The sequence below is a fragment of the Streptomyces sp. NPDC057697 genome, from assembly GCF_042799335.1.
Classification (GTDB): domain Bacteria; phylum Actinomycetota; class Actinomycetes; order Streptomycetales; family Streptomycetaceae; genus Streptomyces.
In genome coordinates this window covers 49,948-64,837 of the sequence record NZ_JBHVJA010000010.1, presented here as the reverse complement: position 1 = coordinate 64,837, position 14,890 = coordinate 49,948, and the positions used below count along the sequence as shown (strand labels likewise).

Annotated in this window: 14 protein-coding genes; 9 read left to right on the top strand and 5 right to left on the bottom strand. The window is 69.7% G+C overall.

The window, feature by feature from the left end; translation table 11 throughout:
* Positions 1–137 precede the first annotated feature (137 nt).
* From ACFVFH_RS24290 to ACFVFH_RS24280, 3 genes are all read right to left on the bottom strand, one after another.
* Positions 138–2,324: a permease gene (locus ACFVFH_RS24290; RefSeq protein WP_383772244.1), complete on the bottom strand. Its 2,187-nt coding sequence runs from the start codon at positions 2,322–2,324 to the stop codon at positions 138–140.
* Entirely contained in the window at positions 2,321–3,019 is a 699-nt protein-coding gene (locus tag ACFVFH_RS24285; protein ID WP_383772242.1) for an ABC transporter ATP-binding protein, read from the bottom strand. The genes ACFVFH_RS24290 and ACFVFH_RS24285 overlap by 4 nt, the downstream gene beginning before the upstream one ends.
* A 96-nt stretch (positions 3,020–3,115) precedes the next feature.
* The gene (locus ACFVFH_RS24280; RefSeq protein ID WP_383772240.1) at positions 3,116–3,469 is read right to left on the bottom strand and encodes a hypothetical protein; all 354 of its coding nucleotides are present in this window, start codon (positions 3,467–3,469) and stop codon (positions 3,116–3,118) included.
* A 911-nt stretch (positions 3,470–4,380) separates the two neighbouring features.
* Between ACFVFH_RS24280 and ACFVFH_RS24275 the strand changes: the two genes are divergently transcribed.
* The 8 genes from ACFVFH_RS24275 to ACFVFH_RS24240 all read left to right on the top strand — a co-directional run bounded on the left by ACFVFH_RS24275 (position 4,381) and on the right by ACFVFH_RS24240 (position 11,198).
* On the top strand, positions 4,381–5,118 hold the full coding sequence (locus tag ACFVFH_RS24275; protein WP_383772238.1) for an enoyl-CoA hydratase family protein: 738 nt from the start codon (positions 4,381–4,383) through the stop codon (positions 5,116–5,118).
* Positions 5,106–5,699, top strand: coding sequence for a TetR/AcrR family transcriptional regulator (locus tag ACFVFH_RS24270; protein ID WP_383772236.1), 594 nt, complete (start codon positions 5,106–5,108; stop codon positions 5,697–5,699). The genes ACFVFH_RS24275 and ACFVFH_RS24270 overlap by 13 nt, the downstream gene beginning before the upstream one ends.
* 359 nt (positions 5,700–6,058) lie before the next feature.
* Entirely contained in the window at positions 6,059–6,697 is a 639-nt protein-coding gene (locus ACFVFH_RS24265) for an HAD family hydrolase (protein ID WP_383772234.1), read from the top strand.
* Positions 6,698–6,742: 45 nt separating this feature from the next.
* Positions 6,743–7,927 (top strand): helix-turn-helix domain-containing protein, encoded by a 1,185-nt coding sequence (locus ACFVFH_RS24260; protein WP_383772232.1) that lies wholly within the window; start codon positions 6,743–6,745, stop codon positions 7,925–7,927.
* A gap of 451 nt (positions 7,928–8,378) precedes the next feature.
* On the top strand, positions 8,379–8,678 hold the full coding sequence (tgmA, locus tag ACFVFH_RS24255) for a putative ATP-grasp-modified RiPP (protein ID WP_383772230.1): 300 nt from the start codon (positions 8,379–8,381) through the stop codon (positions 8,676–8,678).
* Between the two features lie 4 nt (positions 8,679–8,682).
* Complete coding sequence (gene tgmB / locus ACFVFH_RS24250) at positions 8,683–9,648, top strand: ATP-grasp ribosomal peptide maturase (protein WP_383772228.1); 966 nt, start codon at positions 8,683–8,685, stop codon at positions 9,646–9,648.
* Positions 9,645–10,826 (top strand): methyltransferase domain-containing protein, encoded by a 1,182-nt coding sequence (locus ACFVFH_RS24245; RefSeq protein ID WP_383772226.1) that lies wholly within the window; start codon positions 9,645–9,647, stop codon positions 10,824–10,826. The genes tgmB and ACFVFH_RS24245 overlap by 4 nt, the downstream gene beginning before the upstream one ends.
* Before the next feature lie 111 nt (positions 10,827–10,937).
* On the top strand, positions 10,938–11,198 hold the full coding sequence (locus ACFVFH_RS24240) for a hypothetical protein (protein ID WP_383772224.1): 261 nt from the start codon (positions 10,938–10,940) through the stop codon (positions 11,196–11,198).
* Positions 11,199–11,634: 436 nt separating this feature from the next.
* Here the strand turns inward: ACFVFH_RS24240 and ACFVFH_RS24235 are convergent, their stop codons facing one another.
* Entirely contained in the window at positions 11,635–12,279 is a 645-nt protein-coding gene (locus tag ACFVFH_RS24235; protein WP_383772222.1) for a hypothetical protein, read from the bottom strand.
* Positions 12,280–12,623: 344 nt separating this feature from the next.
* Complete coding sequence (locus ACFVFH_RS24230; RefSeq protein WP_383772220.1) at positions 12,624–13,733, bottom strand: citrate synthase 2; 1,110 nt, start codon at positions 13,731–13,733, stop codon at positions 12,624–12,626.
* 225 nt (positions 13,734–13,958) lie between these two features.
* Between ACFVFH_RS24230 and pdxH the strand changes: the two genes are divergently transcribed.
* A complete protein-coding gene (gene pdxH / locus ACFVFH_RS24225; RefSeq protein ID WP_383772702.1) occupies positions 13,959–14,585 on the top strand; it encodes a pyridoxamine 5'-phosphate oxidase in 627 nt (208 codons plus the stop codon).
* Positions 14,586–14,890: the final 305 nt, after the last annotated feature.

Here is a 14,890-nt window from a genome sequence, read left to right as displayed (position 1 = left end):
CCGCCGACGCGTACCGGACCCGACATCGGATAAGCGCGCTTGATTGTTCTGCTGCCTGCTGCCTGCTGCCTGCTGCCGCGCCGGTCTCATTGCCGTCGTCCCCCGCGCCGCCTCATGCAAGATCCTCCGCTGGATTCTCAGTCCGCTTCGGGTCGCCAGGATGGTGCGGCGCGGCGCGCCGAGTGCGCCGCGAGGAGGCCGATTGTCACGGCAGCGAGTGAGAAACCGGTGGCTGCTGTGGCCAGAACCGGCCAGGAGAACTTTCCTTCTCGCAAGGAGATGACGAAGAACAGCGAGTGCCAGTTGGTGATGAATGTGGCGATGCAGGTTGCGATGAGCAACGGCACAGTCAAGTACCACAGGGCGATGGCGCGGAAGATTCGGGTATCGCCGGTGAGCACGCTCAGCGGGGCAAGACCTCGCCTGATGCGTACGAACTCGGCGGCCGCGCTGATCAGTCCTGTCACCAGCAGCAGGGCCAGACCTGTGCCGCCGAAGAGGTAGAGCCAGTAGTTGAGCCGGTTCTTCTGTTGGGCGCCGATCACCCAGGTTTCGCCGGGTGTTTCCACGTTGATCCCGGGGAGCACGGCATAGGCGGCCTTCTCGATCTCTGCCCGGTGCCCGGGCTCATCGGCGGTTACGACCAGTGACTGGGTGGCCCGACCGCTTGGCAGCGCGCCGTTGACGGCTTGGACCGTGAGGTTGCCCTTGTAGGGGGCGGCCAGTTCCTGTAGCCGCGGGTCTTGTGTGGTGATGGGCTGGGCGCTTGTCGGGCAGGGCAGGCGCATCGCTTCGAGGTCGCGGCAGGCGCCGGTCACGTCGATGTGGGGGTGCTTGCCTTCTGGATGGGCGGTGGTGGCCAGGAGGTGCGTCCTGTCCGGCAGGGTGCGTGCGAGCTGTTCGGTGGTGCGTGGGGTGAGGTTGCTGCTGGAGACAGTGAAGAGGGTGTCTCCCACGCGTTGGGCCAGCCGCTGAGCGGCTGCGGCGCTGTCTCCCAACCGGCTGTTCCAGACCTGGAGATGGCTGATGAGGCCGATGCCGATGACGAAGACCACGGAGAGTCGGACAAGCACTCCTGGATGAGTCACGGTCCAGCGGCCTGCGATGAGGCGCCCCGGGTTCCCCTTGCGATAGCCGTTCGCGGCCAGACGTTTCCCGTTGGCGACGCTGAGCATGGCGACAGCTGACGGCAGCATGGCCCACATCAGAACGGTTCCGGCCAGGAAGACCATGACATCTGGACCCTTGGGGGCGTACTGGCTGAAAGCGATTGCCAAGACACCGGTGATGCACAAGGCCAAGCGCCATTTGGGCAGGTGCGGGGAGGATGCGCTGGGCCGTGTCGCCGTCTTCGTTCGTTGCACCCGGTGGAGGATCACGACCAACAGGAGTGTCAGGACCAGGGAGACAGCGAGCGAGGCGGTCAGCTGCGGCCACGCATGGCGCAGGTCGGCAGCGTTGACGATGTAGCCCGTAAAGGGCAACCGTACGTCGGTGGCCAGCAGGACGGCGGCAGGGATGAGGGCCAGGAGTGTCCCTGTGGCGGCCGGGGCGAAGGCTTCCCCTGTGTTGATCACTGCCCGGTGTGTCCAGGAGGCTCCCAGGGCGTTGACGAGATGGCTTCGACGGTCTCGGGTAGCTGATCCGACTCGGGTGGCCACGACCAGGAGAGCCAAGGCCGGTACCAACATGAGGACCGAGATGACTCCGACAGTCTCCGCCTTGGTGAAGGGGTAGATGTCTTGGTTCATCGGGAAGAGCTGGCCGAAGCCCGTGATGTACTGCCAAGACGCTGCCGTGGGATCGGCCGGCGGATGAACGGGGCGGGCATAGGCAATACGTTCAGACGGTGACCTGAGCCCCTGCTTGTCGATCGTCCCGGCGTATCGGCCGTATCTGTCGAGGCTGTCGTCGACCTTCGCTGCTCGGGCAAGTTCCGGGGACAAGAAGACCTCGCCCGGCCGGGGCCAGCGGGAGAGGCCCGGCGGTGGAGGCGTGTCGGTCGCGAGAGGCTCGACGTAGATGATGCTGTGCGGTGACGTGCCGAACGAGTCGATGGCCTCTTTCCACAAGGCCGTGGCCCGATGCGCGCTGCCGGCCAGAAGGGGGCCTCGTGCCGTGTCGCGCTGCGTGCGGCCGTCGAAGGTCGCGCTGGTGGTCACCATGGCCAGGGCGGTCAGCGCAAGAGCGGCAGAGGCCATCATCAGGGCCCACATACGCAGTCGCGTGCCGGGCGTGGTGCTTCCTGCGGCGCGCCCGATCCGCAGAAGCTGGACCCAGAGTTTTCCAGGGCGGCGGAGGCGTGGTGAGTGCTGGTCAGTCACGCGCGCATCCCCCGCTGGACAGGGACGAGCGTGCTCTCCTGAAGCTGAAACTCGTCGTTCGCGCGATCGGCGACTGCGGGATCGTGGGTGACTACCAGCAGCGCGCAGTTCCGCTCGCGGCAGATCCGGAACAGCTGGTCGGCCACGTTCTCGCGTGCTTTGGGGTCCAGGGCACCGGTGGGCTCATCCGCCAGCAGCACGGACGGCTGCGCGATGAGTGCCCGGGCCACGGCCGTGCGCTGGCGTTCTCCTCCGGAGAGCATGCCGGTCGGGGTACTGCCGTGGGGTACTTCGAGTTCTTCCAGGAGCCGCGTGGCTGACTCATGGGCACGATGATGGTCGACGCCGTCGAGGAGCATGGGCAGAGCCACGTTTTCCACTGGTGTCAGCTCGGGCAGCAGCTCGCCGAATTGGAAGACCATGCCAAGGTGTTTGCGGCGGGCCTTGGTCAGGGCGCCGGGCAGGAGTCCCGTAAGGCGATGCCCTCCTGCCGTGATCGTGCCGGAGGCCGGTTTGATCAGACCGAGCACGCACATCAACAGTGTTGACTTGCCCGATCCGCTGGGCCCGGTAACGGCCACCGACTTCCCCGCGTGAACGGTGAGGTCGACGTTGTCGAGGAGCACTCGGTCTCCGACCTGATAGGTCAGGCCCTTGATTTGAAGACCACCGCCCGGCGGAGGGGTGTGGGTCACAGCACGTCCCTGTCTTGAAGTAGGCGAGTAGAGATGAAAGCAGCCGGGTAAGCCGTGGGACGGCCTACCCGGCGAGTACTCAAGCGGCATCTCCGGTTACGGAGCCTTCCACCCGGAACAGTCGTCGCTGGCCCAGTCGTTGTCGTCGCACGCCCTGAACTTGATGATCTTCGAGCCACCGCCCGAGATCACGCGGGTCTTGTAGCCGCCGTGGTTCCACAGCGTGCGCAGGGTGCCGACGCTGGCCTGACGGTAGTACTCGGCCTTGCCCGAGTCACCGTCGTCGCCGTCGTCGCTGCCGTCGTAGACGGAGATGACGCCGCCGTCGCCGTTCCACGGAGTGGTCGCGGTCATACCGCCACCCTTGGCGTCAAGTGCCGTCGCGGCGCTGGTCGGGACTCCGACACCGGTGATCAGCGCTATGCCGGCAATCGTCTTGATTCTGCGCATAGTTGATTCCTCCCCTGTCCGAGTGACCTGTGCGGCTTGTGTGCCGCCTGGTTCAAGAATTGATCATGAGTGGGGCAAGATTCCTTCACGAGGAGATCACTCTCAGTGTGAGAGGTGTCACTCAATGGAAGGTGGAGCTCCGGTTCCGGCGTTGGGTAGTGGAGTGAGCGCTGCCATTGGCCGTAGACCGACTCGGCAAATCCTTCGGGTCGTCGTGCGGCGCCGACGCGAGCTCGCGAACGTGCCGCCGGGCGCCTCGCCGGTTGATGGTCGCAAGACCATCGGCTACAGCCCTTGCAGGGCCAGTGGTGCACCCTGCTCGCGGCGGCGTGGCCCGTCCAGCTTTTGACGTGGCGCCCGCGACTCCAGCCCCGAGGCAGTCGGCGGTGGTCACTTCGCGGGGTGTCACGGCCCCCGCCGGCTCATTGGTGTCGGATCGACGGGGGCGTGGGGGCTTGCGGACGGGCAGGGTGGTCAAGGTCCGTCCGGCTCCTGCGGCGGCTCCTCCGCCCAGACGTGCGGTGAGGGCGAGCCCGGCCCGCTTCGAAAGTTCGGCGAGCCGGTCGGACGGGCAGCGGGTGGGGCTCGCGGGACACCGGAAGACCGCCGTACACCCGCGCAGGGCGCGGATGCCGGCCGGCCCCACGTGCCCAGCCGACTCCGAACGGTCCGACTCCGAACGGTCCGGCTCCGAACGGTCCGGCTCCGCCGTTTTCGTACGTTGTCCTGGGCGGCCTGGTGGACGCGTTGCGTCGGGCTGCCTCCGGTAGGTGCGGCGTCCGCGCCCACGCTTCGGAGGGCGGCCCGCTGTGTTGTGTGAAGCCAATTATCATGCAAGCGCGCTTGATTGTTCTTGGTCGCGCTGCCACGCTCGACGGGACGGCCCGGCCCGGCGCAAGGAGACGAACCGCATGACGCTGCTCGCCCCACCCACCCACGACCGGGGCATCACCACCCTCACCCTCGACTCGCCCGCCAACCGCAACGCCCTCTCCGCGCCCCTGGTCGCCGCGCTCTCCGCCGCCCTGGACGCATGCGCGGCCGACGACACCGTACGGGCCGTCGTCCTCACCCACACCGGCAACACCTTCTGCGCGGGCGCCGATCTCACCGCGCCGCCCGAGCCGCACGCCCTCGTCGCGCTGATGCGGCAGATCGTCGCCCTGCCCAAACCCGTTGTCGCCCGCGTCACCGGCCACGTACGGGCGGGCGGTCTCGGTCTGCTCGCCGCCTGCGACATCTCCGCAGCCGGGCCCGGGGCCTCCTTCGCCCTCACCGAATCCCGCCTGGGCCTCGCCCCGGCCGTCATCTCTATGCCCCTGCTGCCCCGCATCGACCCCCGGGCCGCCGCCCGCTACTACCTCACCGGGGAACGCTTCGACGCGGCCGAGGCCGCCCGCATCGGTCTGGTCACCCTCGCCGCCGACGAGGTGGACAAGGGCCTTGCCCCCGTCCTGGCCGGGCTCCGCAAGGCGTCCCCCCAGGGGCTGGCGGCGTCGAAGGAGCTGGTCACGGCTACTGTGCTGAGCACCTTCGACCAGCACGCCGAAGACCTCATCGCCCGCTCGGCGGCCCTCTTCGCCTCCGCCGAGGCCCGGGAGGGAATGACGGCCTTCCTCGAACGACGGGACCCCGCATGGGTGTTGTGACGCCCCCCACCGACCGGACCCCCAAGCAGGACCGCAGCCGCGCCACTCGCCGCCGACTCCTCGAAGCCGCCGTCGCCTGCCTCGCCGAACACGGCTGGGCGGGCTCCACCGTCTCCGTCGTCGCCAAACGCGCGGGCGTCTCGCGCGGCGCCGCCCAGCACCACTTCCCCACCCGCGAGGACCTGTTCACCGCAGCCGTCGAATACGTCGCCGAGGAACGCTCCGCCGCCCTGCGCGCCCTGCCCGTCCAGGGGCGTGCGGACGTCGTCGCCGCCCTCGTCGACCTCTACACCGGCCCGCTCTTCCGCGCCGCCCTCCAGCTCTGGGTGGCCGCATCGAACGAGGCGCAGCTGCGCCCCCGGGTCACCGAACTCGAAGCCCGCGTCGGCCGCGAGACCCACCGGATCGCCGTCGAACTCCTCGCCGCCGACGAGACGAGGCCCGGCGTCCGCGAGACCGTTCAGGGCCTCCTCGACATGGCTCGCGGCCTGGGCCTGGCCAACGTCCTCACCGACGACACCGCTCGGCGCCGCAGGGTCGTGGCGCAGTGGGCGGCGCTGCTGGAGGACGCGCTGGGGTGAGGGCCGTAGTCCCCGGGGCGGTAGAGGTGGCCCTGAGTCGGGACCGTTGCGCTGGATCCAGCCTTGCTCAGCCGCGAACTTGGCCAGGTTGACGATCAGCGACGCAACAGCGATCCCCGTGCTCAGGGACCCACCCTTGCGGCGCGGTTTTCTGCGGCGTGCAGCCACGACTGCCCCCTTTCCACCTTTCCACGACTGCCCCCTTTCAATGGATGCGCAGGGGACCGCGTCGCTGCGACAGCGGTACAGATGGTCGCCGCAACGCCACTGCATGCACATGCGACCGGTCGGGGTGAGCCGTCGTCCTCAGCAGGATGCCGGACTGCACCCGGCCCACGCCGAACCTTAGGCTCGCCCGAGTGAAGACGATCGTGTTCGACATCGGTGAGACCCTCGTCCGCGACGACCGGTACTGGGCTTCCTGGGCCGACTGGGTAGGTGTCCCCAGGCACACCCTCTCCGCGCTCGTCGGCGCCGTCACCGCCCAGGGCCTCGACAATGCTGAAGCCCTCGCGCTCTTGCGGCCCGGCATCGACATCACGGCCGAGTACGCCGCGCGGGAGGCTGCCGGCTGCGGCGAGCACCTCGACGAGACCGACCTGTACCCGGACGTCCGACCGGCTCTCGCCGCGCTGCAGCGCCTTGGCGTGCGGGTCATCATCGCGGGCAACCAGACTGTGAAGGCCGGAGCCCTGCTCCGCAGCCTGGACCTGCCGGCCGACTTCATCGCCACCTCCGGAGAGTGGGGCTGCGCCAAGCCCTCGCCCGACTTCTTCGCCCGAGTCCTCTACGCCTCCGGGGCCCTGGCTACGGAAACCCTCTACGTCGGTGACCACCCCATGAACGACGTCTTCCCCGCGCGTGCGGCCGGACTCCGTACGGCGCATCTCCGCCGCGGGCCGTGGGGGCACCTCTGGGCGGATGACCCGCAGGTACAAGAGGCTGCGGACTGGGTGATCGACTCACTCATGGACCTGACCACGATCGTCAACAAGTAGACCGATCCCACGTCCGAACAGCGACGATCCGGGTACGGTCGGATCGTGTCCGTCGACTCCCCGCGCGAGGTCGGTAAGCGGATCGCCGCCCGCCGACGCGCGCGCCGCCTCACCCAGACTGGCCTTGCCGCCGCCTCGCACGTCTCCTACGCCACTGTTCGCGCTGTCGAGCGCGGAGCCAGGCGACCGAGCGACGAGGTACTCGAAGCGCTCGCTGCCGCGCTTGAGGTCGATGCCACACAGTTGCGCACGGGGTACGTCGGCACCGAACGGCGCGTGCACCGAGCGCTGCCCGCACTGTCCGCGGTGATCGCGGGTCACGACATCCCGCAGGGCCCTCCGAGCCGGGGGCCGACCGAACTGTCCGCCGCGGTCGCCCAGGTGGTCAGTCGGCGGCTCCGGGCGCAGTACGGCCGGATCGCTGCGGAGATCCCCGCCCTGCTGCACGACACCATCAGGTATGTCCACTCGGCACGGTCCACCGATCAGCGGGAGGCGGCTCGGATGCTGGTCGCGGCCGCCCGCGCGGCTGACGCGATCGCCTTCAAATACCGGTCGCATGATCTTTCTGCCCGGCTGATCGACCTGATGCGGTGGGGCGCCGACCGAACCTCTGACCCCCTGGTGCAAGCCGCCACCGCGTACGTCCGGACAGAGGTCTTCTTTGCCGCACGGGCCTATGCTGTCGGCCTCGCCGCGCTGGAGCAGGCCATTGACGTGGCCCCGGCGCCGTCGTCCCGCTCGGCCACCGCTGCCCGCGGCGCCCTTCACATGAGGGCGGCCGTGATCGCCGGGCGGGGTGGAGACGTGGCCGGCGCCGACACCCACCTGGCGCACGCCCGGCAGCTTGGCGACCAGGTTGCGCGTGAGGGCGTCCACCTGGGCACCACCTTCGGACCGGACTCGGTCCGTATTCACGAGGTGTCGGTCGCCGTCAGCCTCGGGCCGGACCATGTCGACCGTGCGCTGCGCGTGGCCACCGAGTGGAAGCCACCCGCCGCCCTTCCGGCCGAGCGCCGCTCCGGCTTCTACATCGAGCTGGCCCGCGCGCAGGACTGGTCCGGACTCCGGTCGGATGCCTTCGAGAGCCTCAAGGCCGCTCGCGCGGCGGCCCCGCAGCACACACGCGAGCACCCGTGGGCGCGAGAAGTCGCCAGCAGCCTGCGCCGGTTCCACCGCTCGGATGCCGAGAGCCTGTCGCACTTCGCACACTGGATCGGCGCCGTCTGAAAACTGCTACAGCTTGTAGCAGTTGCGTCCCTCCTCAGGCCCCACGCTCTACCTGTCCGAACCGCAGGTAGAGGAGGGGACATGGCCGCACCACCTGTGCTCGTGGCTGGGCGGGAGAGCATCGCCCGGCTTCACGGTGCCGCCTGCTGGCACTGCGCCGCCGCGAAACGACGCCTTGCTCCGGCCGGGGCCGTGGTACGGGAGGGCCAGGCACGTGTCCGGCCGATCGCCTCATGCGGGTGCTCGCCCCGGCGCTCGACATGTCGATGACGATCACGGTGTACAAGGCCGACCGGCACGGCCGAACGCGGGTCGTTCGCCCGACGACGCAGGTGGTCACGCTCAAGGATCCGCCCCGGACATCCAGGTACCCGCCGTGCACGTGCGACCGGTGCGGCAACGGCACACCTCACCACATTGCAGAACCAACCCGCCACAGGAGGAACGACACGTGATCACCACCATTGCGGATCCGCGGGACGCCTTCCCGCTCGCATCCGAGCTGCCGCGCGTCTTACGCGGCAGCGAGTTGCCGAGCAGCGTGAACACTCGCCCGTGGGTCCTCCGGTTCGCCCGGACCCCGGACGCGACAAAGGCCATCGTGATGCCGTCGGCCGTCTACGACAACGAACTGCAGATGTCCGTCGGTCTCCACGAGGGTCCGCTGCCCTATATGCAGACCCACACGCCCACCGTCCCCGACGGGAGCATGACCAACCCGCCGCCGCTCGACGAGGGCCCGAAGGACTGACCCCATGTCCACCGTTCTTGTGATCGCAGCACGTGACGACTGGCCGACCGACCGAGTCGTCAAGGCGCTCGCGGACGGTGGTGCGGAGGTGTTCCGACTGGACACGTCCGAGTTCCCGCAGGAACTCACCCTTGCCGGGCGCATCGACGCCCGGCAAGGGTGGGCCGGCGGACTCACCACCGCCCACCGCGCCGTTGACCTCGCCGATATCGAGGCCGTCTACTACCGCGCCCCGAACCCGTTCGCCCTGTCCCCTGCCATGTCGGAGCCCGAGCGCCGGTTCGCCGCCGCTCAGGCCCGCGCCGGCCTCGGCGGTATCATCACCGCGCTCGACTGCCGCTGGGTCTCCCACCCGGCCGCCATGTCCCGCGCCGAGTACAAGCCGCTCCAACTCTCCAGCGCACGCCAAGTCGGCCTGACCATTCCGCCGACGCTCATCACCAACACTCCTGATGCGGTAAGGGCGTTCGTCGGCGATGTCGGCGGCTCCGCCATCTGTAAGCCGGTCGCCACCCCGGTGTTCGTCGAGGGCGACCAGCTCAAGGCCGTGTACACCCACCGCATCACCGAGACGGACCTCGACGACCTGCGCGGTATCGACACCACCGCCCACCTCTTTCAAGCATGGGTGGACAAGGCGCACGAGGTACGGCTCACCATTGTGGGCGACCGTCTGTTCGCCGCCGAGGTCCACGCCGGCAGCGCCGCCGCTCACACCGACTGGCGCAGCGACTACGCCTCACTCACCTACCGCCCGACCACGACGCCCGCCGACGTCGCCGAGGGCGTGCGCCGCTACATGTCCGCGCTCGATCTGCGATTCGCCGCCGCCGACTTCATCGTCACTCCGGACGGGGAGTGGGTCTTCCTGGAGGCGAACCCGTGCGGTCAGTGGGACTGGATCGAGCACGCCACCGGTCTGCCCATCGCGTCGGCCATCGCCGATGAACTACGAGGAGTCCCCGCATGAGCGCTCCGACCATCGACCACGCCCGCCCCCACATGTCGGCCCTCGCCGACGAGCTGACCCGCTCCCGCGCCGTCCGGACGCCCCCGTGGGCCGAAGCCTTCCGGGCCGTACCTCGACACCTGTTCGTGCCCCGCTGGTTCGCTCAGGAGACGAACGACAAGGGCATCGCCGTGTGGCGCGAGCACCACGGTGCGACCACGGTCGACGACCTCGCCGCCGTCTACCGCGATCAGACGCTCGTGACCGCCTTGGACCCGACCACCGTCGAGCAGGTCGACGACACCGCGTGGACCGGCATCCCCACGTCGTCCAGCACCCTGCCGAGCCTCATGGCCGGAATGCTCGAAGACCTGAGTGTCGAGGACGGGCATCGCGTGCTGGAGATCGGCACCGGCACCGGCTACAACGCCGCCCTGTTGAGCGCGCGCCTCGGCGAACACCTGGTGCACTCCGTCGACATCGACCCCGGTCTCGTCCATGCGGCGCAGGACCATCTGTCATCCGCGGGGTTCATGCCGCAACTCCTCCCCGGCGATGGCACCCGGGGCCACCCCAACGGTGAGAAGTTCGACCGGATCATCGCGACCTGTTCCGTCCCGGCCGTTCCTGCCGCGTGGATCGAGCAGAGCAGGCCCGGCACGATCCTGGTCGCCGACATCGCCCTCGGCATCGAGGGCGGGCTCGTCCGCCTGGAGGCCGACGAGCAGGGCCGCGCCCTCGGTCACTTCACCGAGACCGCCGGCCGATTCATGGCGGCTCGCAGCGACGCCCGCACGTACCCGGCGCCGCAGCGGCCCAAACCTGCCGCCGAGACGGGCACGTGGCCGTCGTCCGTCACTGCCGCGGATGTGCGCAGCCACTACCCGTTCCGGCTGCTCCTTGCTCTGTCCTTGCCCGGCGCAGAGCTGGTATACCACGTCGATGAAGCGGGCGCGATGGCTCTGCAGATCCAGGACGCCGCCGGGTCATGGGCCCGCGTGCCGCTCGCCGGTGACGGCGTGGGTGCGGTTACCTACGGCGGCGACCCCGGGCTCTGGACCCAGGCCGAGGACATGTGGCGCTGGTGGACCGGCGTGGGCCGCCCCTCGCACGACAGGTTCGGCTACGCCCGCGAGGCAGACGGCAGCGCGCACGTCTGGCACATCCCTGACGGCACCCGGTGGGACATCCCCGCCTGACTGCCGGCACTGATCCCGCCGCAGCTGCAATCGCCGGCCGGCCGAGGGCGGGCCCACCTGCCTCGGCCGGCCGTACCCCATCGGCTGGCCGAGGCCATCCACGGAGGGGCGATGCCGGAGAGACCCACCGACTGGCAGGCGTACGGAATCGCACTGCTCCACCAGGAGTTGCCCGTGACCCCCGGTCCGATCCGTCGGTTCGCCGACACCGGAGAGATCGGGCCCGGCCTGCCCGACGCCTTCCTCCAGGCACAGGACGGCGCGCACATCGAGGACGACTTGGACGAGTGGACGGGCCTGGACAGGCTCATCGAGCACGTCCGGTCGGTCGGCTACCGGCTACCCGTGGATGGGTGGCCGGCCCCGCCGTGAAGACCCCCGGCCCTGCGGCCCCGCCCGGCAACTCCGGCGAGGACTCCCGCGCCGCAGGTTGGCACAGCACATCCCTTGTGACCGATCCACCTGGTCGGCACCCCATACAGGAGGACCATGTACGACGACCACGGCAACGTATCCCGGACGGCATACCCCTGCTCCGTCTGCGGGCGCTGACCGCACTGCGCAGGCACCTAGGAACGGTCCCCCCCCCGAGATGAACTCGGGGGGCGTCAGGTTCGCCCACAGCCGGGCAGCACGGATCCGGTCACCGTGTGGGACTCGAACACACAACCAACGGAGTCCGGACCGGCCGTGACGGCTACCGCACCCTGCTCCTCGCCGGGAAGCCGTGGGACGTGGGGCGTGGGCCGTGGGCCGGGCGTGCCGTCAGGGGCGGGGTGCCCGGCCCACGGGCACGGGAACGGGCCGATCAGCTGGTCCAGACGACCGGGTTGCCGCTGTACGAGGCACCCTCCTCGAACGAGGCGACCGCGACGGGACCGGTCTTCGTGGCGCTGAGCGAGCAGGTCTCGTACGACACGCCCTTGGTGGTGAAGTCCCGGGGTGCCGTCTCGCTGTCGCACTTGCCCGGGAGGTCGCCGACCAGAATGACGCCCGTGGGGCCGCCGCCCTCCAGCTTGCCGCGCAGCCTCAGCGACGCGTACGACAGGTCGGTGCCGCCGACGTTCTCCACCTTCATCCGGATGTAGTAGGGCGTCATGCCCTTCGCCTTGCTGCCGAACGCGGCCATGTCGGCCTCGGCGCCCTTCTCGATCGCCGTGACGGTCACGGCGACGGTGCCCTTCTTGTCGGTCCCGTACTTGAACGGCAGGACCGCCCGGTCACCGATCTTGAGCTTCGTGCCCGGTGCGGTGACATCACCACCGGCCGGAGCGGCGGCGTCGTCGCCGGGGTCCGCGGACGGGCTCTTGCTGCCCGGGTCGGACGGCGCCGGGGCGGAGGCCGACGGCGAGTCCTGCGCCGATGACGTGTCATCGCTGTCGTTGCAGGCCGTGAGCCCGAGCGTCAGGGTGGTGAGGGCAACTGCGGAGACGATACGTCCTCTGTGTGTCATTTCAACCTAACTGGCAGTGAGGGGCGCCCATACGGCAGCCGGAACGTTCAACTGGCCGAAGCGCCCGGCCATGTGACCGGACGTGCCGGCGCGGCACGACGACGGCGATGCGTCAACGAGGCGCGCCGCGAAGCCATCCCAGACTGAGGCGGGAATGACACAGGCTCGCCACAGGCACGGCACAGGCACGGCACAGGAACAGGGCGTGCGGCGGGCGCGGTACGGGGCGCCGCGTGACGGCTGCGGCACGGCTCGGAGGGCGCGGTTCCTGCGGTCTGCCCCGCCGGAACACGGCACGGACGGGAGACGCCGCGGCGTCTCCCGTCCGTGCCGTGTTCCGGGCCTCAGTTCCCCAGGTCCGCCAGCTGCTCGTAGCCCTCGATCTCGCGCGGGTCGCGCGTCTTCGGACCGACGTACCGCGCCGAAGGACGCACCAGCCGCCCCGTCCGCTTCTGCTCCAGGATGTGCGCCGACCAGCCCGCCGTGCGCGCGCAGGTGAACATCGATGTGAACATGTGCGCCGGGACCTCCGCGAAGTCCAGCATGATCGCTGCCCAGAACTCCACGTTCGTCGCCAGCACCCGGTCCGGGCGCCGTGCGTGCAGCTCCTCCAGCGCGGCCTTCTCCAGCGCCTGCGCCACCTCGAAGCGCGGTGCGCCCAGCTCCTTCGCCGTGCGTCGCAGGACCCGCGCCCGGGGGTCCTCCGCCCGGTAGACCCGGTGCCCGAAGCCCATCAGCCGCTCGCCCCGGTCCAGGGCCTGCTTCACGTACGCGGTGGCATCGCCGGTCCGCTCGATCTCCTCGATCATGCCGAGCACCCGGGACGGCGCACCGCCGTGCAGCGGCCCCGACATCGCACCCACCGCGCCCGACAGCGCCGCCGCCACGTCGGCGCCGGTCGACGCGATGACGCGGGCGGTGAACGTCGAGGCGTTCATGCCGTGCTCGGCGGCCGACGTCCAGTACGCGTCGACGGCCTTCACATGCTTGGGGTCCGGCTCGCCGCGCCAGCGGATCATGAACCGTTCGACCACGGAACCGGCCTTGTCGATCTCGCTCTGCGGGACCATCGGCAGCCCCTGCCCGCGCGCCGACTGGGCGACGTACGACAGTGCCATCACGGCGGCCCGCGCCAGATCGTTGCGCGCCGTCTCCTCGTCGATGTCGAGCAGCGGCTTCAGCCCCCACACGGGGGCGAGCATCGCCAGCGCGGACTGCACATCGACCCGGATGTCCCCGGAGTGCACCGGGATGGGGAAGGGCTCGGCCGGCGGCAGACCGGGGTTGAACGCCCCGTCGACCAGCAGGCCCCAGACGTTCCCGAACGACACATGGCCGACGAGATCCTCGATGTCGACGCCCCGGTACCGGAGCGAACCGCCTTCCTTGTCCGGTTCGGCGATCTCCGTCTCGAACGCGACGACTCCCTCTAGTCCCGGTACGAAGTCGGACATGGCGGCTCCCTCGGTCGACGGCTCTGCGGAGGCCATGGTGGCCTGCTCCCGATAGTGGCGGGTTCCCCGGACGCGGGGAAGCGTGACATCCGGCACAGCACCTCGGACCGACGCCGTCCGAACCGCTGTCCGCACCTCCCTGCCGGGTCCGGTCGGCCGCTGCGGCAGGATGACCCCGTGCCCACCTCAGACTCCCCCTCCGATTCCATCACCGATCCGGCCGCGATGCGCGAGCAGTACCGCTCCGAGGGCTTCACCGAGGACACGCTGGCCGCCGATCCGATGCAGCAGTTCGCGCACTGGTTCCGGCAGGTCGCCGTCGGCGGGATGCTCCACGAGCCCAACGCCATGGTGGTCTCCACCGCCACCCCCGGGGGCCGGCCCTCCTCGCGCACCGTGCTGCTGAAGAAGTACGACGCGCGCGGCTTCGTCTTCTTCACCAACTACGAGTCCCGCAAGGGCCGCGAACTGACCGCCAACCCCTACGTGTCGCTGCTCTTCCCCTGGCACCCGATAGCGCGCCAGGTCATCGTCACGGGCCGGGCGGAGCGGACCGGCCGCGAGGAGACGGTCGCCTACTTCCGCACCCGCCCGCACGGCTCCCAGCTCGGCGCCTGGGCCAGCCCCCAGTCCACGGTGATCGGCTCCCGCGACGAGCTCCTCGCCCGCTACGAGGAACTGGCGGCCCGCTACCCCGAGGGCGAACACGTCCCCGCGCCCCCGCACTGGGGCGGTTTCCGTGTCGTCCCCGACACGATCGAGTTCTGGCAGGGCCATGAGAACCGGCTGCACGACCGGCTGAGGTATGTGCGCGAGGGCGAGCAGTGGCGCGTCGAGCGGCTGTGCCCGTAGCGCGTCCTTCCGGGGACGGCCCGCTCCCCGCCGGACATGCGGAGACCCGCAGGCTCTGGTCCCTCCTTGCGGAGGAGCCGGCCGGACTTACCGGCGAGCCTGCGGGTCGGTGACTGCTTGGGATTGGCCGATGACCGGCCTGCACTGCAAAGAGCGCGGACGACGGGCGTCAGCCCGCAGCCACCTCACGAGTCCGAGAAGAAATCACTTCCGGAACACCTCCTTTCTTCGCTGGCAGCAGCTTAGGAAGGGGCGGGGGGAGGCCACAAGCCATTTATTTCGGGAGCCTTCCAGGACCGGGCATC

Bases quoted from the DNA above. Each gene is read 5' to 3' on its own strand.
- tgmB (WP_383772228.1), top strand. From the start codon at position 8,683: ATGTCCACCGTTCTTGTGATCGCAGCACGTGACGACTGGCCGACCGAC.
- ACFVFH_RS24245 (WP_383772226.1), top strand. From the start codon at position 9,645: ATGAGCGCTCCGACCATCGACCACGCCCGCCCCCACATGTCGGCCCTC.
- ACFVFH_RS24275 (WP_383772238.1), top strand. From the start codon at position 4,381: ATGACGCTGCTCGCCCCACCCACCCACGACCGGGGCATCACCACCCTC.
- ACFVFH_RS24280 (WP_383772240.1), bottom strand. From the start codon at position 3,469: ATGCGCAGAATCAAGACGATTGCCGGCATAGCGCTGATCACCGGTGTC.
- ACFVFH_RS24230 (WP_383772220.1), bottom strand. From the start codon at position 13,733: ATGTCCGACTTCGTACCGGGACTAGAGGGAGTCGTCGCGTTCGAGACG.
- ACFVFH_RS24240 (WP_383772224.1), top strand. From the start codon at position 10,938: ATGCCGGAGAGACCCACCGACTGGCAGGCGTACGGAATCGCACTGCTC.
- pdxH (WP_383772702.1), top strand. From the start codon at position 13,959: ATGCGCGAGCAGTACCGCTCCGAGGGCTTCACCGAGGACACGCTGGCC.
- ACFVFH_RS24235 (WP_383772222.1), bottom strand. From the start codon at position 12,279: ATGACACACAGAGGACGTATCGTCTCCGCAGTTGCCCTCACCACCCTG.
- ACFVFH_RS24270 (WP_383772236.1), top strand. From the start codon at position 5,106: ATGGGTGTTGTGACGCCCCCCACCGACCGGACCCCCAAGCAGGACCGC.